This window comes from Streptomyces sp. NBC_00859, from assembly GCF_045161865.1.
GTDB lineage: Bacteria > Actinomycetota > Actinomycetes > Streptomycetales > Streptomycetaceae > Streptomyces.
In genome coordinates this window covers 4370097-4393121 of record NZ_CP108826.1, presented here as the reverse complement: position 1 = coordinate 4393121, position 23025 = coordinate 4370097, and the positions used below count along the sequence as shown (strand labels likewise).

Below are 23025 nucleotides of genomic sequence, written 5' to 3'. Positions count from 1 at the left end.
TGTACACCTCTGTCGCATTCGCGCAGGGCATGGCACTATCGCGCCAACGCCACCTAAGTTACTGACGGTAAATCAGCTCTGGAGGGGGAGCTCGTGAACCGACGCCGCTGTGTCGCCGCCGCGATCACGCTGGTCTGCGCACTGACCGTGCTGACCGCGCCGACTGCCGCGTACGCCGATCCCAGGCCGCCGCACTCCGGGTCGGCGGACTCCGAGCCCAAGGACGCCGGGTCGGCGGGCTCCACGGCTTCGAGCCCCGAGACCGAGCGCCTCGAAGCCGTCCGGAAGAAGATCGACGACCTCTACCGTCAGGCCGGCTCCGCCACGGACGCGTACAACCTCGCCAAGGAGCAGTCCGAGAAGCAGTCGTCCGAGATCGTCGAGCTGGCACAGCGCATCGTCAAGGGCCAGTCGAGGATCTCGGCACTGAAGAAGCAGGCGGGCGCCGAGGCCCGCGCCCAGTACCGGGACAGCGGCCTGCCACCCGCCGCGCAGCTGATGCTCAGCGGCGACCCGGACAGTTTCCTCGACGGCGCCGACCGGATGCGCGCGGGGCAGCAGGCGCAGAAGAACCTGCTGGCCGAAATGGGCCGCACCCAGAAGGACTTGACCGACTACACGCAGGACGCGGCCGACCAGTGGCAGAAGCTGGAAGCCAACCGCAAGAAGCAGGCCAAGAAGAAGAAGGACATCGAGCAGAAGATCGATGCGGCCAAGAAGCTCGAATCGGGGCTGGCCAAGAAGGAGCGCGCGCGGCTCAAAAAGCTGGAGGAGGACCAGGAGTTCAAGGCGCAGACCGCCTGGCTCAGCTCGGGAATCCTCAAGGAGATCGACAACAAGGCGAGCGCCGAGGGCAAGAAGGCCGTCAAGTTCGCCACGGACCAGATCGGCAAGCCGTACGTGTGGGGCGCGGCAGGACCGGATTCGTTCGACTGCTCGGGACTGACCTCCCAGGCGTGGGCCGCCGCCGGGACACCCATTCCGCGCACCTCGCAGGAGCAGTGGAAGCAGCTGCCGCACGTCTCGGTGAAGGACATGCGCCCCGGGGACCTCATCATCTACTTCTCGGACGCGACCCATGTCGGGATGTACATCGGCGACGGGGCCATGGTGAACGCCCCGCGGCCGGGCAGGGACGTCACGATCGGCGGTGCGGGCTCGATGCCGATCCTCGGCGTGGTCCGGCCGGACAAGTAGCCGCCCGGCCGGACGGCCAGCCGCTCCTCCCGGCCGGGCCGTGGTGGCGTGCGTCACCCCGGATCCAGCGGGTCCCGTAGTGACGTTCGTCATGGGCCGACCTGCCGCCAAACCGCCGGATGCGGGCCGGGAGAGGGCATATGACCCCGGCGGTTTTCCTGATCCCATTCCGCAGTGGCCCCGCAAACCGCTAAGGTCCCCGTCGGTGGTGCGTCGACTGGCGCTCCACCGCGCCCTCGGGGGGAGGGAAGGAAACCAAGCGATGGAGAACGGTCAGGCCGTTCTGCCCCACCAGACCAGGGGACCGGACTCCACCGGCAGCACCGACCTCACGCTGCTGGTGATCGAGAACGATCCAGCGGGCACTTTTACGGTTCCGGAACCGCACGACGGCTCCGGGATGCGCGTACGCGTCCGTACCGCGCGGAACCTCACCGAGGCCGAGCGGCTGCTCACGGACGACGTGCACTGCATCCTGCTCGACCTGGCCCTGCCCGGGGCGGACGAGGACGACGAGCTGTCCGTACTCCGCCATGTCCTGAAGCTCGCGCCGAGCCATGCCGTACTGGCGCTGGCCACGTCGGGCCTCGCGGAGAGCGCGGCGGACGCCGTCCGGGTCGGCGCGCAGGACTATCTGCTCCGCGAGGAGCTGGACGGCAGACTGCTGAACCGGGCGGTCCGGTACGCGGTGGAGCGCAAGCGCGCCGACACCGCGCACTACAAACTGGCCGAGTCCCGGCTGCGCGCCCAGGAGAACGCCCGCCTGGAGCGCGGCCTCCTGCCGACGCCCCTCCTCGATGGGTCGGACCTGCGCTTCGCCGCGCGATACCGGCCGGGCCGCTCACGCGCGCTGCTCGGCGGCGACTTCTACGACGTGGTGCGGACCCCCGACGGCACCGTTCACGCGATGATCGGCGACGTCTGCGGGCACGGACCCGACGAAGCAGCGCTGGGCGTGGAACTGCGCATCGCCTGGCGGGCGTTGACCTTCGCCGGGCTCTGCGGGGACGAACTGCTCTCGACGCTCCAGCAGGTCCTGGAGCACGAGCGGGAGAGCGAGGAGCTCTTCGCGACGCTCACCACGGTCGACATCGCCCCGGACGGCCGCCAGGCCGGGCTCTGTCTGGCGGGACACCCCGCCCCGCTGCTGGCCCGCGACGGAGACATCGCACGGCTCCTCCCGCACGAGGACGGCGGTCCGGCACTCGGCCTGCTCCCGCGTGCCCGCTGGCCCCGCCACCAGGTCGAACTCGGCCGCGCCTGGAACCTGTTGATGTACACCGACGGCCTGATAGAGGGCCGGATCGGCCAGGGTACGCAGCGGCTCGGCCAGGAGGGCATGGTCGAGATGATCGACCGCCAGCTGACGGCCGGACTGCGCGGCGAAAGCCTGCTGGAGGCCGCGGTGGCAGAGGTCCGCGACCTCAACGGCGGCGAGCTGACCGACGACGTGGCGGTGCTGCTTCTTGAGCGCCGGGGTTCTTGAGCGCCGGGGTACGCACTGACAGCTGTCCCGTGGCGAATCCTGATGCCGGGCCCCGGTCGACCGGGGCCCGGCATCAGGCTTCGCCACGGGCGGGCTACAGGTGAGGGCCGGGAGGAACCGGGAGAACGTGTGAGGGCCCGCCGGGGACTGGGCACGGACCGGCTGGGCACGGACCGGCTGGGCACAGGGAAAGGCCGGGGGTCGGGAGGCCGGGGGTCGGGAGGCCGGGGGCCGCGGTCGGGAGGCCGGGGCCGGCGCCCGAGCCGTCTACCGCCCGCCGTTGTACGGACCGTACGGGCCGTCACTGCTGGAGCCGCCGCCGCTGCGTCCGCGGCCGCCACCGCCCGAGATCTGCCGGACCGCGGGACGCACATCCACCATGTAGACGATCGTCGCGACCAGCCCGATGATGGGCAGGAACGACAGGATCGGGAACAGCCAGTTCACCACGAACGCGATGGCCAGGATGATCAGCCAGAACGGCTTCGTCTGCTTGCTCGCCGCACGGTACGCGTCCTCCCGGCGGATCATCGCGTCCACCAGAGCGAAGCCGCTGAAGAGGATCAGCGCCAAGCTCAACAGAGACATCAATCCTGCGAAACCCTGCATCAGCACTGCGCAACACCGCCTGTTCGACCGGCCATCAACACGGCCACGCTACCGGGAGAACGGGCCGGGCACCCAGGAGGTGCCCGGCCCGGACTGATCTGGACGCAAGCGCCTACTTACCGGCGGGCGGCGTGGGCTTCTTGGCCGTCGTACCGCGCGAGGCAGCAGGCTTCTTGGGCGCGGCGGGCTTGGCCTCCGCCTTCACCTCGGTCTTCGCCTGGGCCTTCGCCGGAGACGAGGAAGTGGAGGTGGAGGCCGAGGACGCCGGGGACGACGGCTTGGCGGCCGTGCGGGGCTGAGCGATCCTCGACTCGGTCCTGGCCCCCGGCTTCGGAGCGGTCTTGGTCTCCGCCTTCGTCTTGGTCCTGGGCGTGGCGGTGGTACCGGCCTTGCCGCCCGCCCTGGTGCCCGACTTCGGCTTGGTGGGCGCGTCCGGCTCGACGACGGTGCCGAACACGACGATGTCGTCGGCGGCCTCTCCCCGCCACTGCCGTACGGACTGCTCGCCGCGCTCGGCGACCTTCTCGTACGTCTCACGGGCCCGGACCGCGTACTCCGCGGCCACGCCCACGCCGCGCAGCGCCAGGTCCTGCGCGGTCTCACCGAACTTCTTCAGGTCGGTGTCGAACGCCCCGATCACCTCGTTGACCTTCGCGGTGACGCTGGCCTGCGCCTCCTTGGCCTGCGTGGTCACGCGGTCCTGGACGTCCTTGGGGTCGGTGTTGCGCACCGCGTCGATACGGGCGGGCGCCTCGGCCTGGAACTTCTCAAGGAGCGCGGGCACCTTACGGGCCTGCTGCACGGCGAAGTCGGCGGTGCCGGCCGCGAAGTAGAGGGGGGTCGGGTCGGTGAGGGTCTTGCGCAGGTCATCGGTGATGGCCATGACTGTGGTCCTCCCGGATCAGTTCTGTTCGTGCTCGTCGTGTGCTTTGTGCGCCTGGTCCGCTTCACGCGCTCCTGGCGCTTCGTGCTGTGACGGATGCGCGGCATCACTGCCGTCCGCCGCCGTGTCGGTGGCCGCCGTGAGGGGCCCGTCCGCTTCGAGCCCGTTCTCCTTGCGGAAGGACTCGTAGATCTGGAGCAGCACCTGCTTCTGGCGCTCGGATATGGAGGGGTCGGCCAGAATGACGGCCCGCGTCTCCAGCTCGTCCCGCTCCCGCTCATCAAGGATCCCGGCCTGGACGTACAGCGTCTCCGCGGAGATCCGCAGCGCCTTCGCCAGCTGCTGGAGAATGTCCGCGCTGGGCTTGCGCAGGCCGCGCTCGATCTGACTCAGATACGGATTCGACACCCCGGCGGCGTCGGCAAGCTGGCGCAGCGAGAGCTGCGCGGTGCGCCGCTGCTCGCGCAGGTACTCACCGAGATTGCCGACGTTGAGTGATGCCATAGGTCGATGCTGCACCCATGACGCTAACTTTTGCAAGCAGGCGCTTGCAAAAGTGTTACATGCCACCCGGCCCTGACCGTGAGCCTGAGCCTGAGCCTGAGCCTGAGCACGATTGTCCGTTCCCGGTACGTCTGCGGTTTCCCGCCGGCCGGACCCGCACTGTGAACTGAACGGACCCCGATCAGCATCCGGAGCCAACCGCGCTCCGATGAATGGCTGCGCACGGCGATAATTCGATCGACAGGCAGAGCCTCGGCACACTGTGATGCCCCATACCGTGCGCCGCACGGAGTGGACCGACCGCAGGAGCTGACTTGGCAACCGCGAGAACCGCAGACATCCGACCCGAGATCGATGCCGCACTCGTCAGGCGCCTGATCGACACCCAGTTCCCGCGGTGGGCGAGGCTGCCTCTGAAGCTGCTTGACCCGGCCGGCTCCGACCATGTGATCTACCGGCTGGGCGAGGAGCTGGCCGTCCGGCTGCCCCGCCATGCCGGGGCGATCGGTCAGGCCAGGAAGGAGTTCCAGTGGCTGCCCCAACTCGCCCCTTACCTCCCCCTGGCCATTCCGCTACCGGTAGGGGTGGGGGAACCCGACTTCGGCTATCCGTGGCCGTGGGCGGTGTCCCGATGGCTCGAAGGCGAAGTGGCGACCGTCGGCGCACTGGCCGACTCCACCAGGACCGCCATCGAACTGGCGCACTTCCTGGCCGCTCTACAGCGGTTCGTGCCCGAGAACACACCCAAGACCGCCCGCGAATATCTCACCAGTTGGTCGCTGTCCGACCGGGACCGCGCGACGCGGGTCGCCATCGCAAAGGTCGATGGCGTCTTCGCCGCCTCGGCGATGACCAGTCTGTGGGATGCGGCCATGAGCGCCCCCGGATGGGACGGCCCTCCGGTCTATTTCCACGGCGACTTCCACTCGGGCAACCTGCTGACCATCCACGGTCACCTCAGCGCCGTCATCGACTTTGGCGGGCTCGGCCTCGGTGACCCGGCTTGCGACCTGATGATCGCCTTCACCCTGATGACGGCCGGCAGCCGAGCCACCTTCCGCGACACGCTCGGCGTGGACGACGCCACATGGTTGCGAGGCCGCGGCTGGGCCATGGCCACCGGCCTGAACGCCTACACCTCCTACGCCGCCGTCAGCCCTCAGGTCGCAGCACAGACCACCCGGCAGATCACCGAGGCGCTCATCGGCTGATAGCGGCCCGTTCCTACCGGGTCGGCCGATGTCTCCCAACGGCGCATACGCCCTACTGGTCTCCCGCACCGGCTACCTGCCCATGCCACTCAACGGTCCCGGTTACTTGGACCTGCTGCCGGCACTCCGGCGTTCGGTCAACGACTACGGTGTCCGCGCCAACCACCGCACCTACAGCGGCACCGGGTTGAACCCGCGCCGCCCTGGGGGCCTCCGCGGTCCGTCGCTGCGCTGCCGCAGACACCGGCTCCGGAAGACACCGAGGACGAGACCACCGTTCCGGAGCAGCCGTCGAACGTCATTCCCTTCCGCGTCTTCGATGCCTTCACCGACAGGAGCCGCCTGTGAGCGAGGCTCCGCCACAGGACATCGCCAACCCGCAGATGTCACTGACTACGAAGAAGGGCTGGGGCGTTCGTCGACGAGACCCCTGATCCCCCCGCCGTCCGCTCCCGTCCGGCACCGTCCTGGACGAGGATGGGCTGGAGTCCTCCAGGGAAAGCGCGGATCGACCACCACACACGATCCGTCATCGTGAACACCCCCACGATCCGCGGCGTCGTCACCACGGGCCGCCGGAGCGGCGTTGTCAGTGGGCTCTGCCAGGGTGTGCTTCGTGGACGAACTGGTGGAGCGTGTCGACGATCAAGATCGTGTGCTGGGGGTGGTCAGCCGTCGACAGGCCGTCCGGGAGGGTTGGCTGCACCGGGTCGCCGTGACGGTCTGTCGTGATGAGCGTGGGCGGATCCTCGTTCACCGGCGGTCGGAGCAGCTGTCGCGCTTCCCCGGGCTCCATGAGGTCGTGGTCGGTGGCGCCGTGGTTGCCGGTGAGTCCTACGAACAGGCCGCCGCGCGCGAGCTGACCGAGGAGCTGGGCATTCGTGTGCTGCCGCGCTTGCTGTTCACGTTCCTCAACCGCAGCGGTTTGAGCCCTCACTGGCTCGGCGTACACGGAGCCGTGGTGCCGGACCCGGTGGCCGCCGATCCTGACGAGGTCGCCTGGCATGGCTGGCTGACCGAGCCGGAGCTGCGGTCGGCCCTGCTGGAATGGCGCTTCACCCCCGACAGCTACGAAGCCTTCAGCCGGTATCTCGCGTTCCGGACCGCGTAGTCCTGACATTGCCCGCTTCTCTGGCTGGGGTGCCTGATTGCGGCCAACTTGCCTGCAAAAGCACGGGACACTTCAACAACGATGCGAATTCGGCGACAGATATCGTGCTCAGCGCTTCAGGAAAGGCCCGGTCGGGGCGGGAGGTCGGCGAGATCGATGACAGCTGTCGTGCTGGGGCTCAGCCGTACTGTTCCGTGAAGCCGTAGCGGGCTTGTTGGCGCCGATGCTGCCCGCCCCCGCCCGTCAGGCCGGCTGGACCTGGTCGAAGAGGGCGAGGGCTTCGGCGGGGTCCGGGCTCACGAGGCGTTCCAGACCGGCCGTCGTGATCTTCGCCCATCTGCCGGCCCGTGCCCACATCTGCTGCTCGAAGGCACGGACGGTCTCGTCCAGATCTTCAGGACCGGCGGCGATGGACTCGGCGAGTTCGGCGCCTTCCAGCATCGCGAGGTTCGCGCCCGCCCCCAATGGGGGCATCAGATGGGCGGCGTCGCCCAGCAGCGTCACCCCGGAGGTGTGGGTCCAGGTGTGGGACACGGGCAGGACGTAGAGGGGACGGTGGGCGAAAGCGGAGCCGTGACGGAGGAGGTCGAGGGCCGGGGCGGCCCAGCCGTCGAACAGAGCCAGGAGGCTCAATCGCACGGCCTCGGCGTCGGCCAGGTCCAGGCCCTTGTGCCAGTCCAGTTCCGCGCGGAACTGGGCGTACACCTTGACGTGGCCGCCGCTGTTGCGCTGGGCGACGAGCGCGCGGTTCACGCCATACACAGCCACGGAACCGTCACCGATCAGCCGGGCGAGGCCAGGGTGGCGGGTGTCGACTTCGTCGAGCGAGGTCTCGACATAGGTGACGCCGGTGTAGTGCGGTGTCGCTGACGAGACCGCCGGGCGGATCCGGGACCAGGCGCCGTCCGCGCCGACCACGAGGTCGAACGTGTCCTGCCGCCCGTCCGCGAAGTGAACCAGTGCGCCATCCCGGGTCCCCGGCACCACCTCCGTCACGCCCCGGCCCCACTGGACGTCCAGAGGTCCGAGCAGCAGGTCACGGAGTTGCCCGCGGTCGATCTCGGGATTGGCCCGGTCATCCGGACGGGGTTGCCAGTCGCGCAGGACGGTCCCGTCCGTGTCCAGGATGCGCATGGCCTGCCCCTCGGGACGGGACAGCTTTTGGAACTCCGCCATCAGCCCTGCCTTGTGCACCGCGAGCTGGCCCAGATCCTCCCGCAGGTCCAGCGTGCCGCCCGGAGGGCGGGCATCGGGTGCGGGATCGAGTTCCAGGACGGTGACGGGGTAGCCATGGCGGTGCAGGACGCGGGCGAAGGTAAGGCCGGCGGGACCCGCCCCGACTACTGCGATGCGATGTCTCATGTCGATACACTGTATTGGCAAGATACGATGGATCGCAACGGTACGGTGTGAGCATGACTGTCTGGGACCGGCCCGATCCGCCGCCTCGACCCGTGTCGCTCGACCGGGAGCGGATCGTCGCCGCCGCTGTCGCGCTGGCCGACGAGGGAGGGCTGGAGGCGGTGTCGTTGCGCAAGGTCGCCGCCCGCCTGAACGCCGGCCCGATGCGGCTGTACAGATACATTTCCACCAAGGAGGAGCTGTTCGACCTCATGGTGGACGAGGTCCAGGCCGAGATTCTCCCCGAGGAGCAGCCCGGTGACTGGCGGGAGGCGCTGAGCGTTCTCGCCCACCGCACCAGGCAGGCCGCACTCCGTCACGAATGGCTGGCCGATCTGCTCGGCGGCCGCCCGGCGTTCGGCCCGAACGGCCTCGCCGTGGCCGAGGCCACACTGTCCGCCCTCGACGGCCTCGCCGACGTCGACACCGTCATGCGCGCCGTCGGGACCGTCAGCGCCTATTTCAACGGCGCGATCCGCCGCGAGATCACAAACGTGCGGGCCGAGCGCGCCACCGGCCTGTCCCAGCACGACTGGCAGCGCGCCCGCGGCCCGCATCTGACGAAAATGCTGGCCACGGGCCGCTTCCCGGCCCTGGCCAAGGCCGTGCACGACGGCACGGACGTGGACGCCGGGACCTCCTTCGCGACCGGCCTGGACTGGGTCCTCGACGCCGTGGCCGCCAAACTCATCCGGCCACCGGCGTGACTCTCAGGCCATAAGGGGTCCTTGCACCGAGCCCGCCCGGGTCGCCGTGCGGTTCCGCTACTCGATCACTGCTTCGCGGTGAGGCGTCGGTGTGCGTTCTTCGTCAGCCGCAGAGGAAGGGGCGTCACATGGACGGGCAGTGTCGCTGCCTTGGTCGACAAGATCCTCATGCACCCCGGCCTTGAACCGGATCAGGTCCAGGGACTCAGTGAGCCTGCCGATCTGGGCGGTGACGTGCGCCTGGCGCTCGCGCATGAGCGCGAGTCGTTCTTCCGTTGCCTACGCCGGCCCATCGACCTGGAATCCGGCCGTGCCGCGCTCCGGCCGGCGTTCTTCGATCCCGCGATCGCCGAGAACACCGCCAAGCTCGACGCCGTCGAACAACTCATCGAGCTCGCGACAAGCATCGGCTGCACCCTCCCCCAACTCGCCGTAGCCTTCACCGTGGCCCATCCCGCCGTCACCTCGCCGATCATCGGAACGCGGACCGGGCAACAGCTGGAGGACCTGCTCAAGGCGCCGCGCTCACCCTGGACGATGCGACCCTCGACCGGATCGACGAAATCGTGCCGCCCGGGACGAACCTGTACAACCCCGCAGCCTCATTCCCCCCGCGGTCATTGACCGAGCTCTTCGGCTCCGCCCCCTCGCCGAATGCTCAGCAGGTGAGTGACCTGATCGCGGTGAACGCGCTCCCTCGGGGTAGCCACAGACCCGCGCCTCCTCCCCCGCGCCTTGTGAGTGTCCTGACCCGGCGTACTTGTGAGGGTGCCCTGCCGCACGAAGTGGCCGTCGCTCCAGATGATTTGGTGAGATGGGTGCTGCTCATGTCACGCGAGCCCTCGACGCGCGTGGCGTTGACACCCGGGATTCCGGCGAACAGCACACCCCCATACGGTGGGCCGATGACTTCCATCAGGCAGTTCCAAGTCACCTTCGACTGCGCAGAACCTGAGCGGCTCGCTCGATTCTGGTGCGAGGTGCTGGGGTACGTCATACCGCCACCACCGGAGGGGTTTGCCACTTGGGACGATTTCAAGCGCTCGCAGCCACCTGAGCAGCGGGATTCATGGTTCGCCTGCAGTGATCCCTCAGGTGTGGGGCCGCGACTCTACTTCCAGCGCGTCCCCGAAGGGAAAGCCGTCAAGAACCGGCTGCACCTTGATGTACGCGTCGGAACCGGACTCGTGGGTGAAGAGCGCCTCGTCGCACTTGAGGCCGAATGCGCACGACTGCTCCCGCTCGGCGCGGTGTACCTGCAAACCCTGTATGACGGCATTGACTCGTGCATCCCGATGCAGGACATCGAGGGCAACGAGTTCTGTCTCGACTGAGATCCGCGGACGCGCCCTCGCCCCTGAGCCCGGTCTCCGAAGGTGGCACTCGCAGCATGCCTGCGCTGCGAGTGCCACTTCGGACAGAGTGCTTCAGCGGCGGATCGCCGCGTCGCCGAGGCGAACCCAACTCACTCTGATTACAAGGCTTTTGGAGAGACTGGAGAGATCGGGACCGGACTTCGGTTGTGGGGGCCGCAGGCGCGAAGGACGTCATCCTGTTCGCAGACCTGTCCAACCCCACCAGCAACGCCCTCTACCAGCGTCTCGGCTATCGCAGGCTCACCGACTGGGCGGTGTATGACTTCTCGTGCGCCGCTCCGCCCCCTGCGCAGCCCTCGGCCGATCACGCAACAGGCACGCACGAAGCCGTGGTTGACCTTCACCTTGGGGGAGCCCGCAGCATCGGTGGGGCCGGGTGATGCGCCCGGCATGAGGAGGGACGAGCATGACGTTGCTGACCATCGGGGCGTTCGCGAAGGCGTCCCGGCTGTCGCCGAAGGCGCTGCGGCTGTACGACGAGCTCGGCCTGCTGACTCCCGCTCGCGTCGACCCGGTGACCGGCTACCGCCTCTACGCACCGGAACAACTGGAGCGAGCCCGGCTCGTCGCCTGGCTCCGCCGCCTGGGAATGCCCCTGGCCCGCATCCAGCACATCGGCACGCTGGACGCGGCCGCGGCAGCCCAGGAGGTCCGCGCGTTCTGGGCCCAGGCCGAAGCCGACACCGCCGCGCGGCGGGACCTGGCCACCTTCCTCATCGACCACCTGAACCGGAAGGACCCTGCCATGTCCCCGACCGTCAAGCCCCTGGGCATCCGATACGCAGCCCTCTCCGACACCGGCCTCGTCCGCGAGAGCAACCAGGACACCGCCTACGCCGGACCCCGCCTGCTGGCCGTCGCCGACGGCTGGGGCAGCCACGGAGCCCCTGCCGGCGCCGCCGCCATCGAGGCGCTCAAGCAGCTGGAAACCGAAGGCGTCCCGGCCGGAAATCTTCTCAACGTCCTCGAAGACGTCATCGAACAGGCCGGGCAGGCCGTGCACGACGCCGCCGGGGGCGACTCCGCGCCCGAAGACACCGGCACGACACTCACCGCGATGCTCTGGACCGGGTCACAGCTGGCCCTCGTCCACATAGGCGACTCCCGCGTCTACCTCCTGCGCGACGGAGAGCTGTTCCAGATCACTCACGACCACACCATGGTCCAGTCGATGGTCGACGATGGGCGCCTCAGCCCGGAAGAAGCCGCCTCCCACCCTCAGCGGTCGCTGCTGGTCCGGGCTCTGGGCCGAGGAGCCGACACCACCCCGGACCTGCGCCTCCACGACGCACGGCCGGAAGACCGGTACCTGCTCTGCTCCGACGGCCTGCCGACCGCCGTGCCGGCCCAGGACATCCACCGGGTGCTCGCCGGGGCCGCCGAGCCCGAGGAGGCCGTACGCGAATGCATCGCACTCGCCAACGGCTCCGGCGGTCCCGACAACGTCAGCTGCGTCGTCGCCGACGTGCTGGAACTCCAGCAGCAGGGGCGAGCAGCGCCGAGCTCGCGACTGCCGAGGACCCTGGAAACCCCGCACCCAGTGACGTGATCGACTTCGTCGGCTTTCTCCGCCCGGACGAGCAGACGCCACAGGACACCGGCCACGGTCACCACGGCGGCGGTCGCTCCCGCTCGGCTGCCCCACGCCACCAGCCCGGCACGGCCCGCCACGGCACGGCCCAGGGGGTCTTGCGCTACGCTCGCGCCGGGCCGGCCGGCTCCTGACCGGCCGTGATTCCGGTGAGGATGAAGTCGATACCGGCCAGGTACTCCACCCGGTCGTCGTGATCACGCAGCCGGCCCGCCACGTTACGGGTGAACGCGTACTCGTCGGGATCGAGGTTCGCCCAGGCGGTCGCTGCGGTGTCCAGGAACTCGGCCCGGCTCGTGTCCGGCTGGTGAGCCTGGTGGGCCCGGCCGTCGGCCGCGTTCTGCCGGCCCACTCCGAGGATGTAGTTCAGCAGCGCGGAAGCGGCGGTGAAGTGGGCCGCTTCGGGCACTCCGAGCGCCTGGACCTGGCGTCCGATGTGTTCGAAGACCCGCAGCATCGGTGACTCCCCCGGGGCGCGGGCGAGTTGGGGGCCGATCCACGGGTGGGCCTCGATCGCGTCGAACACGCCGAGCGCGAGGGAGTGGATCGCCTCCCGCGGCGCCGCATCGGCGGGGCCGATGGTCCCGGCTGCGGCGAGGACGGCGTCCGTGGCGGCACTGAGGAGTTCCTCCTTGCCGGTGACATGCCAGTAGATCGCACCGGGCCCGGTGGTGAGGCGACCGGCCAGCGCTCGGAAGGTGAGACCGCCCTCACCCGCCGTGTCGAGAAGTTCGACCGCGGCCCGGACGATGCGCTCCCGGGAGAGCGGTTCCTCCCGTCGCTCTGTACGACGTGTCCTCGTTGCCATGCACACATCCTGACACATCCCTGGAACCACGTTCCAGCTTGACATCACTGGAACGCCGCTCCAGTCTGGTACCAGAACATTGGAACGTCATTCCAGAGATGCCTGCCGGATGTCCCGTCCGCGGCCATCCACAGATATCCGCAGACGTCCACAGCACCCCGCGGGCTGTCTGCACGGAAGGAACCCGTCATGACCAGCCACGTCACGATCATCGGCGCCGGGCTCGGGGGGCTCACCCTCGCCCGCGTCCTCCACATCCACGGCATCCCGTCCACCGTCTACGAGGCGGAGCCATCACCGAATGCCCGCACACAGGGCGGGATGCTCGACATCCACGAGGACAACGGGCAGCCGGCCCTCCACGCGGCCGGCCTGACGGACGAGTTCCGCGGCCTCATCCTGGAGGGCCGTGAAGCGACACGGGTCCTCGCACCGGACGGGGGCGTGCTGTTCGACCAGCCCGACGACGGCACGGGTGGGCGCCCCGAGGTGCTCCGCGGCGAACTGCGGCGAGTCCTGCTCGACTCGCTCCCGGCCGGGACCGTCCGGTGGGGCCACAAGGTCAGCGGCGTCCGCGCCGTCGGCGGCGGCCGGCACGAGGTGACCTTCACCGACGGCACCGCTGCCGTCACGAGCCTGCTGGTCGGCGCGGACGGAGCCTGGTCACGGGTCCGGCCGCTGCTCTCCGACGCCACCCCCGCGTACATCGGCAGGTCGTACGTCGAGACCTATCTGTTCGACAGCGACACCCGGCATCCGGCCGCCGCGAAGGCGGTCGGCGGCGGCTCGCTCCTCGCGCTCGCGCCGGGGAAGGGCATCCAGGCCCACCGCGAGAACGGCGGGACCCTCCATACCTATGTGGCGCTCTCCGAGTCGCAGGACTGGTTCACCGCCATCGACTTCACCGACCCCGCCGCAGCCTCCGCACGCATTGCCCAGGAGTTCGACGGCTGGGCGCCGGAGCTCACCGCGCTGATCACCGACGGGGAGACCCCGCCGGTCCTGCGCAACCTGCACGCCCTGCCCGTCGACCACCAGTGGGACCGGGTGCCGGGCGTGACTCTGCTCGGCGACGCCGCGCACCTCGCGGCCCCGAACGGCGAAGGCGCCAACCTGGCCATGCTCGACGGGGCTGAACTCGGCAGGGCCATCGCCGCACGCCCCCACGACATCGAGGCCGCGCTCACCGAGTACGAGCAGGCCATGTTCCCGCGCAGCGCCGCGGCCGCCGCCGACGGCGACGAACTCCACGGGATTCTCTTCGGCGACGACACGCCCCACGGCCTGATCAGCATGTTCGCCGGCGGCGAGTAGGCCCGGACGGAGCAGGGTCCTCGTTCTCAGCCGGCCGCGGCCCGGAACCGGCGCCGGTACTCCGTCGGCGTCGTATCGAGCCTGCGGCGGAAAGCCCGGACGAGGGTGTCCGCCGTGCCGAACCCGCAGGTGGACACGATGCGTTCGAGGGTGGCGTCGGTGGATTCGAGCTGGTTGCGCGCCATCTCGACGCGGGCCGCCTCGATGTAAGCACTCGGCGTCGTGCCCAGTTCGGTCTTGAAGATACGGGTGAGCTGACGCTCGCCGACATGGGCGTGGGCGGCGAGACCGGCGACGGTGAGCGGTTCGTCGATGTGGCGCATGATGTGGTGCCGGAGGTCTTCGATGCGCCGTGTCGTGGAGACCGGTTCGAGAGGAACGCTGAACTGGCTCTGCCCGCTGGGGCGTTTCAGGTACATCACGAGTTGCCGGGCGACGCGCAGCGCGACGGCCTCGCCGAAGTCGTCGGCGACGAGGGCCAGCGACAGATCCAGACAGGCACTGATCCCGGCGCCGGTCCACACGTCGCCCTCACGGATGAAGATCGGGTCGGCGTCGACTTCGATGTCCGGGTGATCGGCCGCGAGTTGTTGCGCGGTCGACCAGTGAGTCGTGGCGCGCTTGCCGTCGAGCAGACCTGCGGCCGCGAGCACGTGGGCCCCTACGCAGACGGACGTGACCCGCCGGGCGCCGCCGGCAAGCCTCTTCACCCAGCCGACCACCGCGGGGTCGGTGAGTGCGCGTACACGGTGGTCGCTGTCGACCTCGACCGAGCCCGGCACCAGAAGCGTGTCGATGCTTCTCGCCGACACCTCGTGGAAGGTCATGTCGGGAAGGATGCGCACACCGGCCGATGTGGTGACCGGGTCCATGGTCTCGGCTGCCAGGACCACGTGATAGCCCGTCGCGTCGCCTGTCTCGCGCCGCACCAGGGAGAACACCTCGGGCGGCCCGGTCACGTCGAGCAGATCGACGCCCTCGAAGAGGACGACGACGATGAGTCGTTCGATGCTGCTCATGAGACCTCCGTGCGCACAGCCGGCCTGCCACTGCGGCCGTCCGGCGCTCCGCAGCGTGGTTGTCCGGCTGCCGGCGTCCGGCCGCCGCGATGTCTGGATCTGCATGTTAGACGACATTGCCGACACCCCCTGGCCGCCCCTAGCGTTTCAGGTGCGGCCCGACGAGCACGGGGGCCGCGACGCCCGGCACGAATCCTGGTACGGAACCTGAGGTGGCACTCCCATGACTACGACGACCCTGCGCGAGATCAACGGTCTGGACGAGACTCCCGCGTCGCTCGCCGGCTCGACCCTGATCCTCGTCGACTACCAGAACACCTACGCGGGCGGCGTCATGGAGCTGGAAGGCTGGCAGGCGGCGCTCGACTCCGCCGCCGCGCTACTCGGAAGGGCCCGGGAGGCCGGCGCGAAGGTCATCCACGTCATCCACGACGGCGGCGAGGGCAGCCCTTACGACATCCGGGAGGAGATCGGCCGGATCCACCCGCGCGTGGCGCCGGTCGACGGTGAGCCCGTCGTCGTGAAGAACGCCCCCAACGCGTTCGTCGGCACGGACCTGGGCGAGCATGTGGACGCCGCGGGAAACAAGGACGTCATCGTCATCGGGTTCATGACGCACATGTGCGTGACGTTCACCGCGGAGGGCGCGTTCCTGCGCGGAAACCGGCCCACGGTCGTCGCCGACGCCTGCGCGACCCGCCCGTTGCAGTCGGCGGGCATCGAGCTGACCGCCCACCAGATGCACCACAGCGCGCTCGCGACGATCGGCGACCTCTACGCGGTCGTCGTCGCGTCGGGGGCGTCACTGACCTGAGCGCCGGAGCCCGCGCCCCGCCCCGTGATGTGATGCTCCATGGCGTGCGCGCCGGCGTGCCCGAGCAGCAAGGAGCAGGAGGAAGCCTGTCGTGACCAGTCAGAAGGAACGCATGCTCGCCGGGGAGCTCTACCTCGCCGACGACCCCGAGCTGGTCGCGGAGTCGCTGCGCGCGGCTGTGCTCAGCGAGCGGTTCAACACCTGCTCGCCCACCGCCCCCGAGGCCCGGCGGGCCGCGCTCACCGAACTGCTGGGCTCGCTGGGCGAGGACGTGGAGGTCCGGCCGCCCCTACGGGTGGACTACGGCAGCCACATCAGCATCGGACCGCGTACCTTCGTCAACTTCGGCGCCGTCTTTCTCGACGTCGCCGCGATCACGATCGGCGCCGACGTCCAGATCGGCCCGAACGTCCAGCTCCTGACCCCGACCCACCCGATCGACCCCGAGCAGCGCCGGGCCAAGTGGGAGGCGGCGCAGCCGATCACGGTCGGCGACAACGTCTGGCTCGGTGGCGGCGTCATCGTCTGCCCCGGCGTGACCATCGGTGCCAACACCGTGGTCGGCGCGGGCTCGGTCGTGACCAAGGACCTGCCGCCGAACGTCGTCGCTGTCGGCAACCCGGCCCGGGTGACCCGCACGATCAACGAGGTGCACGAGGTCTGAACGGCCCCGGGCGCGCGATCCGCCCAGCAGCTGGGGCCGGGCAGGAGGGAGTTGGGCCCGGCCCGGCCAGAGGGGCGGCGAGGGCGGAGAGCCGGCCGGGACAGAGTCCAGCAGAGGCGGAGGGGCAGCCGGGTCTCAGAGGGGCAGCCGGTTCAGAGTCCAGCAGACCCGGAGGGGCAGCCGGGTCTCAGAGGGGCAGGCGGTACTGCCACCAGCGGTGGCTGATCCGCAGCTTGGCCGCCTTGAGCGCCCGGCCCAGCACCTCGTCGTCCAGCTCACGGACCCGGAAGGACTCCACCGAGGGGTGGTCCATGCGGACCTGCTCGACGAAATCCGCTACCAGCGAGCCCAGTTGGGGTGCTTCGACACCATGGTGGCCGACCCTCTCGACGTACACCTCGGGGCCCGCGACCACGGCGGCGATCCGGGCCGCCGTGCGTCCGTCGTCCGTCAGAAGCTCCAGCCCCTGCCACCCCGTGCCCCGCGGCGCCCGGCGGGTCCGTACGGCCGGCAGGCCCTCGGGGCGCTGCCAGCGGGCCAGCGCCGAGACGCCCCACTTGCGGCCGAGCTCCCGGTGGACGGAGGCCTCCAGCTCGGCCGCCGCACGGGCATCCAGTTCCGCACCGGTGTCGCCCCGGTCCAGCCAGTCCAGCGCCCGGAACCCGGCCGCGCGGGCCGCGTCCGCCGCCGTACGGATGAGGGCGACCAGGACCGACTCCTCATCACCGGTCCCGTCCGGCTCGGCGACGCTGCCGTGGACGATGCGCTCGCGCTCCAGGGTCGCCAGCACCCACTCGACGACCGCCGCGTCCGCGTCCTGGCCGGTGAGAACAGGCGCCCAGCCCAGCAGCACCCCGTCGCCGGAGCGGGCGGTCGCGACACCGAGCCCACCGGGGCGCGGACCGCTCCCACCGGGCTCCGGGGTACCGGCGGGCAGCCCGGCACACAGTTCCTGCCACAACAGCTGCTCGGCCCGGGGGTCCCGGTCGAACTCCACCACGATTTCCATGTCGTCCCCACTCATGCAGCAGACAGGCCGCCGTCTCCGGCACCCGCCGGCATCGACGAAGACCGGCGGGCGGGCGAGGGCGCGGCCGTCCCGTGTCCTGCTTCCACCGGCCAGACCATGGTCCTCCATGGGCATCATCCCGGCTCACGAGGGTGCGCGCGGGCGGCCGGGCGGCCTCTCACGCCCCTTCGGCGCGTAGCGCCCGAACAGCGCCGGGCTCCCCGAGTTCCGGCGGCAGCGCCAGGCTGTGCACCAGGTCCAGGCGGGAGACCGCCCGGGTCAGCACCACGTACAGCCGGTGCAGCCCGCGCGCCTCGGCAGCCACGATGGCCGCGGGTTCGACGACGACCACGTGGTCGTACTCCAGCCCCTTCACCATCCCCGCGGCCACCACGCTCACCCGGCCCGACGCCGCACCCGGCTCACCGGTCTCCCCCCGCACACCGGCACCGGCCCACTCCACGGCCGCCCGTTCCAGCGCCGCCCGCACATCCGCCACAGCTCGCTCATCGGCGATCACCCCGACCGACCCCTCCTGCGTCAGCGCAGCCCGTACGGCCTCCACGACCGCGTCCGTCAGGCCGTCGGCCTCCGGGACCCGCCGTACGGTCAGCTCGCCGTCCTTCCGCATCGAACGCCCCAGCGGCACCTCCACGCCCAGCGACCCCACCAGCCGGTTCGCCAGCTCCACCATCACCTCCGGCACCCGGAACCCCAGCGTCAGCGGCACCACCGCAGCTTCCGGCTTCCCCAGGTGTCCCAGCTGCTCGGACCAGCTGCGGGCAGCCCACGGTGTCGTGCCCTGGGCCAGATCGCCGAGCACGGTCACCGAGCCGAATTCCACCCGGCGCCCGATGGCCCTGCACTGCATGGGCGACAGGTCCTGCGCCTCGTCGATGACCACATGCCCGTACCCCTCCTGCCGTTCGATCAGGCCGTGCACCTCGTCGATGAGGACCAGATCGGCCGCCGACCACTTCGCACTCCGCCCGGAGCTCGGCGGCTTCGGCCTGCGCAGGGTCTCCTGCTCGGCGGCGCTCAGCACCCCGTCCGCCGCCTCCGCGAGCACCTCCGGCGCGGCCAGCAGCTCGGCCACCACCTCATCGGCTGACGCCTTCGGCCACACCGAGTCGACGCACGCCGACAGCGCACGGGCCCGGCCCATCCGGCGCAGCCACTCCTGGTTCGGGGGCCCGGCCCTTTGCTCGACCTGGCGCCGGAACACGTTCACCGCTCGGCTCCGCACCCGTTCGCGCCCCACCGCGTACAGCGGCGCCTCCGCCCGTACCTCCTCCACGATCCGCGCCAGCTGCGCCTGCTCGATGCGCCACCGGTACGCCCCGTCGGGCACCACGAGCCCCTCATCGGGCGCCGCGACCCGCGCGTAGAGCGCCCGGCGCAGCACCTCGCTCATCCGTACGTCGTGCTTGAGCGCGGCCGCAGCGGGCGAGTCCTGGTACAGCACCGGGTGCCGGGCCAGTTCGTCGTCCACGGTCGACTGCCGGATCCCGGTCTCCCCGAGCGAGGGCAGGACTTCGCAGATGTACGCGAGGAACGTCCGGTTCGGGCCGAGCACCAGCAGGCCGCTGCGGCGGATGAGCTGCGGGTAGGTGTAGAGGAGGTACGCGGCGCGGTGCAGCCCGACCGCCGTCTTGCCGGTGCCGGGGGCGCCCTGCACACAGACGGAGCCGGCGAGTTCGCCCCGTACGAGGTCGTCCTGCTCCGGCTGGATGGTCGCGGCGATGTCCCGCATCGGGCCGACCCTGGGCCGCTCGATCTCGGCGGTGAGGATGGCACTCCCGCCGGTGCCGCCCCCGCTGTCGTCGGCCCCGTGGCCGAGGTGCTCGTCCTCCAGGCCGGTCAGGTCGCTGGACGCGCCGTCGCTCCACGGCGCCCAGCCGAATCGCCGACGCACCGTTACACCCTGCGGGTCCCCCGCGCTCGCCCGGTAGAAGGCGCGTGAAACGGGCGCCCGCCAGTCGACGACCAGGGGCGGCACCGACGGGTGCCGGCTGATCCGGCGGCGGCCGATGTGGTAGCTCTGCCCGCGGTGGTCGCGGGGGGCACCGGTGCCGAAGGTGAGCCGCCCGAAGAACAGCGGGCTGTCCGGCTCTTCCCTCAACTCCTTCGCATGGCTGCGGAGTTGGTAGCCGAGGACCTCGGCGTCGGCCCCCGAAGCGAAGGCGTTCTCGCCGGCGGCGACCCGGTCCGCCGCATCCTCGCCCATCGCGGACAGGGCGGCCCGGCAGGCCTCGTGGTAGGTCCGCTCCGCACCCAGCTCGGCGCTGAGGCCCCCGCCCGCGGCGGGGCTCCCGTCAGATGGTGTCGTCATACGGCCAGCGTACCGAATAAAGCAACCGGGTAACGTTTTTTACTTTTGGCTCCGCGCAGACCCGCAGAAGCCGCAGAGGCCACAGACGCCGCAGACCTCCACGGGCGGCGCTCTCAGTCGGCCGGTCCGCCGATGCCTCCGATGCCCGACTCCAGCCGGCCGAACGCCCTCCCCGCAGCCGACACCGCGTCCGGATACACCTGGTCCGCGCTCTCGCCCTCAGCGATCCGCCGCCAGTTCTCCTCGGCCAGGATCCGTTGCACGGCCACGATCTGCCCGGCCGCCAGCCGCGCCGCCAGACGGTCGCCGGGCCCCTCGGGCGATTCCGTCGCCCCGGCCGCCCCGGCCGCGGGCGCTTCGGGCCACGCGCCCGTCAGCGCGTCCGCCAGCGCCTGCTCGGTGCGGCTGGTGTACGCGTAGAGGCGCGCGACGAGCGAGGGCGTTCCGTACAGCAGCCGGTGGAAGGCCAGTACCTCCGCCTCGTCGCTGAGCCCGGTCACCGGGTCGCGCTGGTCGAGGCCGCCGAGGAAGCGCAGCCGCAGCGCGTCGAGCGGCGTACGCCCCGCGGGCCGCCCCGCCACCACATCGGCGGCCTCCCGCTCGTGGTCGGCGAACCGGTGCAGGACCAGATCCTCCTTGGCCGGGAAGTACCGGAAGAGGGTGGGCTTGGAGATCCCGGCCGCCGCCGCCACCTCCGCCACCGGAACGGCGTCGAACCCCTTCTCCAGGAAGAGCCGGATCGCCGCGTTGGAGATCGCCCAGTAGGTCCGCTGCCGGTTGTGCTCGCGCAAGCCCATCTCGCCGTTCATGACGGTCGAGCGTACGCAATGGCCGGCCGCCGCCGGCCCCGTGGCCTGCGCGCCCCGCTCACCGCCCCCACAGGATGTCCAGGACCGGCTCCCAGGTGTTGAGCACCAGGTCGGCGCCCGCCGACGCGAGCTCGTCGACGGCCGGTTCATTGGTGGCGTAGCCGAGGAACGGCAGGCCGATCTCCTGGGCCGCCCGGAGGTCCGGGACCGAGTCGCCGATCACCAGCGTCGTCGCGCGGTCCGCGCCGAGCCCGGCCAGCGCCTGTTCCAGCGTGTGCGGATGCGGCTTGAGCAGCTGGACGTCCGCCGTCGCCCGGCCGTGGATGTGCGGCCCGAAACACTCGGCGATGCCCCGGGCCGTCAGATAGTCGCGCACCGCCCGGGACGAGTGGTTCGTGGTGACGGCCAGCCGGCTGCCGGTCGCCGACCAGGTGCGGACGACCCCGTCCGCGTACATCGCGGGCCACGCCCCCGCGACCGCGCGCTGTTCCTGGCGGGCCAGCCACTCCTCCAGGTCCGCCACGAGGTCGCTTCCCGGATGCAGCGCCGCGACCTTCCGCAGGACGTCGAGCGGATCCCCGAGCCCGCCGAGATCGGCGTCCGATGCGAGGGAGGTGACTCCGCGCTCTTCGAGGAAGTGCCGCATCCCGTCGGACGCGGCCCGCTCGGCGCTCCGGCCGAACAGCCGGCAGAGCGGGCCGTCGAAGCCGAACAGCACATACCGTGTCGCGGCGATCCGGTCTCGCAGGTTCTCACGGATCACGGATACCGCCTGTTCGCTTCGCGTCGTGTCGGTCACAGTGTCGGTCACAGTGTCGGTCGCGGTGTCAGTCGCATCTGGAGTCACTCGGGCAGCCCCATGTCTGAACCATTAGCGGTTCTGACTGCATCGAACCACTTCTGAGGTCCTTCCACCACGTTCCGCTTTCCTTCAGGACGTTTCTGTCCATACGTCAAGACGTCCACCTCCGCCCGGCCGTTCCGCATCCGGCGCACCTCCCTCTCGTCCCGCTGCCACACCCCACAGGCCGCCGCGATCCGGTCCGCGCCCGGCACCTTGCGCAGCCCGAGCGGGCCCTGCGCGGCGGCGAGTACGGCGGCGATCCGTTCCGCGGTCACCGCGAGCGCCGGCGGACCGGCACGCTGGGGCAGATCCAGCGTCAGCCGGATCACGTCGATGTGGACGGAGAGCAGCCGCTCGAAGTCCAGATAGACCCGCAGGGCCGCCCGGTGGCCGGTCAGCGCGCCGGGGCAGCTCGCCGAGACCGCGGACCGCCACGCACGGAGTGCGGCCCGTCGGCGGCCGCCGGTGGCATACCGCATACGTGCGAGATGCGCGGCTATCTCGTAGACCGGGTCACCGAAGAGCGCCAACTCCCAGTCGATGAGCGAGAGTTCCCCGCCAGGCCCGAGGATCAGATTCCCGGCGTGGGTGTCCGTGTGCAGCAGCGTGAACGGCCGCTCCCCCAGTCCGGCCGCCCGCTCCCGCAGCCTCCCGAGCGCGCCTTCGTCCACACCGAGCACGGCGAGGAGCTCCTGGTGGGCCGGGCTGCTGCGGCCCTTGACCTCGGACTCGGTGAAGTCGATGAGCGTACGGAGGAAACCACCGCAGTCCCCGTCCCGCGGCCAGCCGTCGGGCAGCGGCGGCAGCGACCGGGGCGGGACGGCGGCCGTCTGCCGGAAGAGCGCCTCCAGCTGCGCCGCATAACCGGGCGGCGGGCGGTGCCGGGCACCACCGGATCCGGGAAGAAGCGGGAGGAGGCCGGCGCGGAAGCGGCCGGGGCCACCGGAAAGGCCGGAGAGCGGCGCACCCTGCGCGAAGGAGTACACCGTGAAACCCGGCCGGTCGGCGAGCACCCGCGGACTGCCGTCCACCCGCCCGGCGATCGCGCGAAGCAGCTCACCCTCCGGCCAGATCCGCAGATTGAACTGGACCGCGTCGGGGATGGGGGCCCGCACCTTGACCGGGGTACCGGCCGGGAGCGCCACCGCGTCGGCGAGGTCGGCGGGCAGCCCCACGCGGTAGTTCCGGTGGTAGTAACCCCTGAGCGGCTCCCCTTCACCGGCGGCTCGGTACAGCAGTTCCCAGCTGTCGGCCGTGCGGCCGGAGGCGCTGCGGGCTACATCAGGCATGCGGCTCCTGCGCTCTCGTGACCGAAGGCTCGCCTGCGGGCCGTCCC

General features: G+C 70.6%; 21 protein-coding genes and 2 pseudogenes. 12 read left to right on the top strand and 11 right to left on the bottom strand.

What is annotated here, in order from left to right; genetic code table 11:
• Positions 1-93: 93 nt before the first annotated feature.
• Together OG584_RS18990 and OG584_RS18985 are read left to right on the top strand one after the other, a co-directional pair.
• Positions 94-1197 (top strand): NlpC/P60 family protein, encoded by a 1104-nt coding sequence (locus OG584_RS18990; RefSeq protein ID WP_405779365.1) that lies wholly within the window; start codon positions 94-96, stop codon positions 1195-1197.
• Positions 1198-1459: 262 nt separating this feature from the next.
• Positions 1460-2683 carry a PP2C family protein-serine/threonine phosphatase gene (locus tag OG584_RS18985; RefSeq protein ID WP_405779363.1) on the top strand — a complete coding sequence of 408 codons (1224 nt, stop codon included), beginning with the start codon at positions 1460-1462 and terminating at the stop codon, positions 2681-2683.
• Between the two features lie 267 nt (positions 2684-2950).
• Here OG584_RS18985 and OG584_RS18980 read toward each other — a convergent pair whose 3' ends face one another.
• The 3 genes from OG584_RS18980 to OG584_RS18970 form a co-directional block, all read right to left on the bottom strand.
• Positions 2951-3298: a DUF2516 family protein gene (locus OG584_RS18980; RefSeq protein ID WP_405779361.1), complete on the bottom strand. Its 348-nt coding sequence runs from the start codon at positions 3296-3298 to the stop codon at positions 2951-2953.
• A 106-nt stretch (positions 3299-3404) separates the two neighbouring features.
• Entirely contained in the window at positions 3405-4175 is a 771-nt protein-coding gene (locus tag OG584_RS18975; protein WP_405779359.1) for a hypothetical protein, read from the bottom strand.
• An 18-nt stretch (positions 4176-4193) separates the two neighbouring features.
• The gene (locus OG584_RS18970; RefSeq protein ID WP_405779357.1) at positions 4194-4679 is read right to left on the bottom strand and encodes a helix-turn-helix domain-containing protein; all 486 of its coding nucleotides are present in this window, start codon (positions 4677-4679) and stop codon (positions 4194-4196) included.
• Positions 4680-4993: 314 nt separating this feature from the next.
• Here OG584_RS18970 and OG584_RS18965 point away from each other — a divergent pair, with 314 nt between their 5' ends.
• Both OG584_RS18965 and OG584_RS18960 read left to right on the top strand, forming a co-directional pair.
• Complete coding sequence (locus OG584_RS18965) at positions 4994-5890, top strand: aminoglycoside phosphotransferase family protein (RefSeq protein WP_405779356.1); 897 nt, start codon at positions 4994-4996, stop codon at positions 5888-5890.
• A 616-nt stretch (positions 5891-6506) separates the two neighbouring features.
• Positions 6507-7001 carry an NUDIX domain-containing protein gene (locus tag OG584_RS18960; protein WP_405779354.1) on the top strand — a complete coding sequence of 165 codons (495 nt, stop codon included), beginning with the start codon at positions 6507-6509 and terminating at the stop codon, positions 6999-7001.
• A 243-nt stretch (positions 7002-7244) separates the two neighbouring features.
• Here OG584_RS18960 and OG584_RS18955 read toward each other — a convergent pair whose 3' ends face one another.
• On the bottom strand, positions 7245-8363 hold the full coding sequence (locus tag OG584_RS18955) for an FAD-dependent oxidoreductase (protein ID WP_405779353.1): 1119 nt from the start codon (positions 8361-8363) through the stop codon (positions 7245-7247).
• 53 nt (positions 8364-8416) lie between these two features.
• On the opposite strand from OG584_RS18955, the gene OG584_RS18950 reads away from it, so the two are divergent.
• From OG584_RS18950 to OG584_RS18930, 5 genes and pseudogenes are all read left to right on the top strand, one after another.
• Complete coding sequence (locus tag OG584_RS18950) at positions 8417-9109, top strand: TetR/AcrR family transcriptional regulator (protein WP_405779351.1); 693 nt, start codon at positions 8417-8419, stop codon at positions 9107-9109.
• Positions 9110-9394: 285 nt separating this feature from the next.
• Positions 9395-9782: pseudogene (locus OG584_RS18945) on the top strand (aldo/keto reductase); the annotation flags it as partial.
• Positions 9783-10014: 232 nt separating this feature from the next.
• Positions 10015-10443: a VOC family protein gene (locus OG584_RS18940; protein ID WP_405779349.1), complete on the top strand. Its 429-nt coding sequence runs from the start codon at positions 10015-10017 to the stop codon at positions 10441-10443.
• A 194-nt stretch (positions 10444-10637) separates the two neighbouring features.
• Positions 10638-10865: pseudogene (locus tag OG584_RS18935) on the top strand (GNAT family N-acetyltransferase); the annotation flags it as partial.
• Between the two features lie 26 nt (positions 10866-10891).
• Positions 10892-12034, top strand: a complete 1143-nt coding sequence (locus tag OG584_RS18930; protein ID WP_405779347.1) for a MerR family transcriptional regulator — start codon at positions 10892-10894, stop codon at positions 12032-12034.
• Between the two features lie 145 nt (positions 12035-12179).
• Here the strand turns inward: OG584_RS18930 and OG584_RS18925 are convergent, their stop codons facing one another.
• Entirely contained in the window at positions 12180-12884 is a 705-nt protein-coding gene (locus OG584_RS18925) for a TetR/AcrR family transcriptional regulator (RefSeq protein WP_405779345.1), read from the bottom strand.
• Positions 12885-13073: 189 nt separating this feature from the next.
• Here OG584_RS18925 and OG584_RS18920 point away from each other — a divergent pair, with 189 nt between their 5' ends.
• Positions 13074-14198: an FAD-dependent oxidoreductase gene (locus tag OG584_RS18920; protein ID WP_405779343.1), complete on the top strand. Its 1125-nt coding sequence runs from the start codon at positions 13074-13076 to the stop codon at positions 14196-14198.
• A 26-nt stretch (positions 14199-14224) separates the two neighbouring features.
• On the opposite strand, the gene OG584_RS18915 is transcribed toward OG584_RS18920, so the two are convergent.
• Positions 14225-15217, bottom strand: coding sequence for a GlxA family transcriptional regulator (locus OG584_RS18915; RefSeq protein ID WP_405779341.1), 993 nt, complete (start codon positions 15215-15217; stop codon positions 14225-14227).
• A 223-nt stretch (positions 15218-15440) separates the two neighbouring features.
• Between OG584_RS18915 and OG584_RS18910 the strand changes: the two genes are divergently transcribed.
• Together OG584_RS18910 and OG584_RS18905 are read left to right on the top strand one after the other, a co-directional pair.
• Positions 15441-16031, top strand: coding sequence for a cysteine hydrolase family protein (locus tag OG584_RS18910; RefSeq protein WP_405779339.1), 591 nt, complete (start codon positions 15441-15443; stop codon positions 16029-16031).
• 112 nt (positions 16032-16143) lie between these two features.
• Entirely contained in the window at positions 16144-16695 is a 552-nt protein-coding gene (locus OG584_RS18905; RefSeq protein ID WP_405784139.1) for a sugar O-acetyltransferase, read from the top strand.
• Between the two features lie 187 nt (positions 16696-16882).
• On the opposite strand, the gene OG584_RS18900 is transcribed toward OG584_RS18905, so the two are convergent.
• The 5 genes from OG584_RS18900 to OG584_RS18880 all read right to left on the bottom strand — a co-directional run bounded on the left by OG584_RS18900 (position 16883) and on the right by OG584_RS18880 (position 22978).
• The gene (locus OG584_RS18900) at positions 16883-17719 is read right to left on the bottom strand and encodes a hypothetical protein (RefSeq protein ID WP_405779338.1); all 837 of its coding nucleotides are present in this window, start codon (positions 17717-17719) and stop codon (positions 16883-16885) included.
• Positions 17720-17882: 163 nt separating this feature from the next.
• Positions 17883-20036 carry a HelD family protein gene (locus tag OG584_RS18895; protein ID WP_405779336.1) on the bottom strand — a complete coding sequence of 718 codons (2154 nt, stop codon included), beginning with the start codon at positions 20034-20036 and terminating at the stop codon, positions 17883-17885.
• 113 nt (positions 20037-20149) lie between these two features.
• Positions 20150-20845, bottom strand: coding sequence for a TetR/AcrR family transcriptional regulator (locus OG584_RS18890; RefSeq protein ID WP_405779334.1), 696 nt, complete (start codon positions 20843-20845; stop codon positions 20150-20152).
• Positions 20846-20903: 58 nt separating this feature from the next.
• Positions 20904-21608, bottom strand: coding sequence for an HAD family hydrolase (locus OG584_RS18885; protein WP_405779332.1), 705 nt, complete (start codon positions 21606-21608; stop codon positions 20904-20906).
• Positions 21609-21688: 80 nt separating this feature from the next.
• Positions 21689-22978, bottom strand: a complete 1290-nt coding sequence (locus OG584_RS18880) for a phosphotransferase (RefSeq protein ID WP_405779331.1) — start codon at positions 22976-22978, stop codon at positions 21689-21691.
• Between the last annotated feature and the right edge of the window lie 47 nt (positions 22979-23025).

Coding starts and splice junctions, on each gene's coding strand:
- OG584_RS18890 (WP_405779334.1), bottom strand. CDS start 20,845: ATGAACGGCGAGATGGGCTTGCGCGAGCACAACCGGCAGCGGACCTAC.
- OG584_RS18925 (WP_405779345.1), bottom strand. CDS start 12,884: ATGGCAACGAGGACACGTCGTACAGAGCGACGGGAGGAACCGCTCTCC.
- OG584_RS18985 (WP_405779363.1), top strand. CDS start 1,460: ATGGAGAACGGTCAGGCCGTTCTGCCCCACCAGACCAGGGGACCGGAC.
- OG584_RS18915 (WP_405779341.1), bottom strand. CDS start 15,217: ATGAGCAGCATCGAACGACTCATCGTCGTCGTCCTCTTCGAGGGCGTC.
- OG584_RS18905 (WP_405784139.1), top strand. CDS start 16,144: ATGCTCGCCGGGGAGCTCTACCTCGCCGACGACCCCGAGCTGGTCGCG.
- OG584_RS18970 (WP_405779357.1), bottom strand. CDS start 4,679: ATGGCATCACTCAACGTCGGCAATCTCGGTGAGTACCTGCGCGAGCAG.
- OG584_RS18975 (WP_405779359.1), bottom strand. CDS start 4,175: ATGGCCATCACCGATGACCTGCGCAAGACCCTCACCGACCCGACCCCC.
- OG584_RS18900 (WP_405779338.1), bottom strand. CDS start 17,719: ATGAGTGGGGACGACATGGAAATCGTGGTGGAGTTCGACCGGGACCCC.
- OG584_RS18880 (WP_405779331.1), bottom strand. CDS start 22,978: ATGCCTGATGTAGCCCGCAGCGCCTCCGGCCGCACGGCCGACAGCTGG.
- OG584_RS18940 (WP_405779349.1), top strand. CDS start 10,015: ATGACTTCCATCAGGCAGTTCCAAGTCACCTTCGACTGCGCAGAACCT.
- OG584_RS18930 (WP_405779347.1), top strand. CDS start 10,892: ATGACGTTGCTGACCATCGGGGCGTTCGCGAAGGCGTCCCGGCTGTCG.
- OG584_RS18955 (WP_405779353.1), bottom strand. CDS start 8,363: ATGAGACATCGCATCGCAGTAGTCGGGGCGGGTCCCGCCGGCCTTACC.
- OG584_RS18895 (WP_405779336.1), bottom strand. CDS start 20,036: ATGACGACACCATCTGACGGGAGCCCCGCCGCGGGCGGGGGCCTCAGC.
- OG584_RS18950 (WP_405779351.1), top strand. CDS start 8,417: ATGACTGTCTGGGACCGGCCCGATCCGCCGCCTCGACCCGTGTCGCTC.
- OG584_RS18920 (WP_405779343.1), top strand. CDS start 13,074: ATGACCAGCCACGTCACGATCATCGGCGCCGGGCTCGGGGGGCTCACC.
- OG584_RS18910 (WP_405779339.1), top strand. CDS start 15,441: ATGACTACGACGACCCTGCGCGAGATCAACGGTCTGGACGAGACTCCC.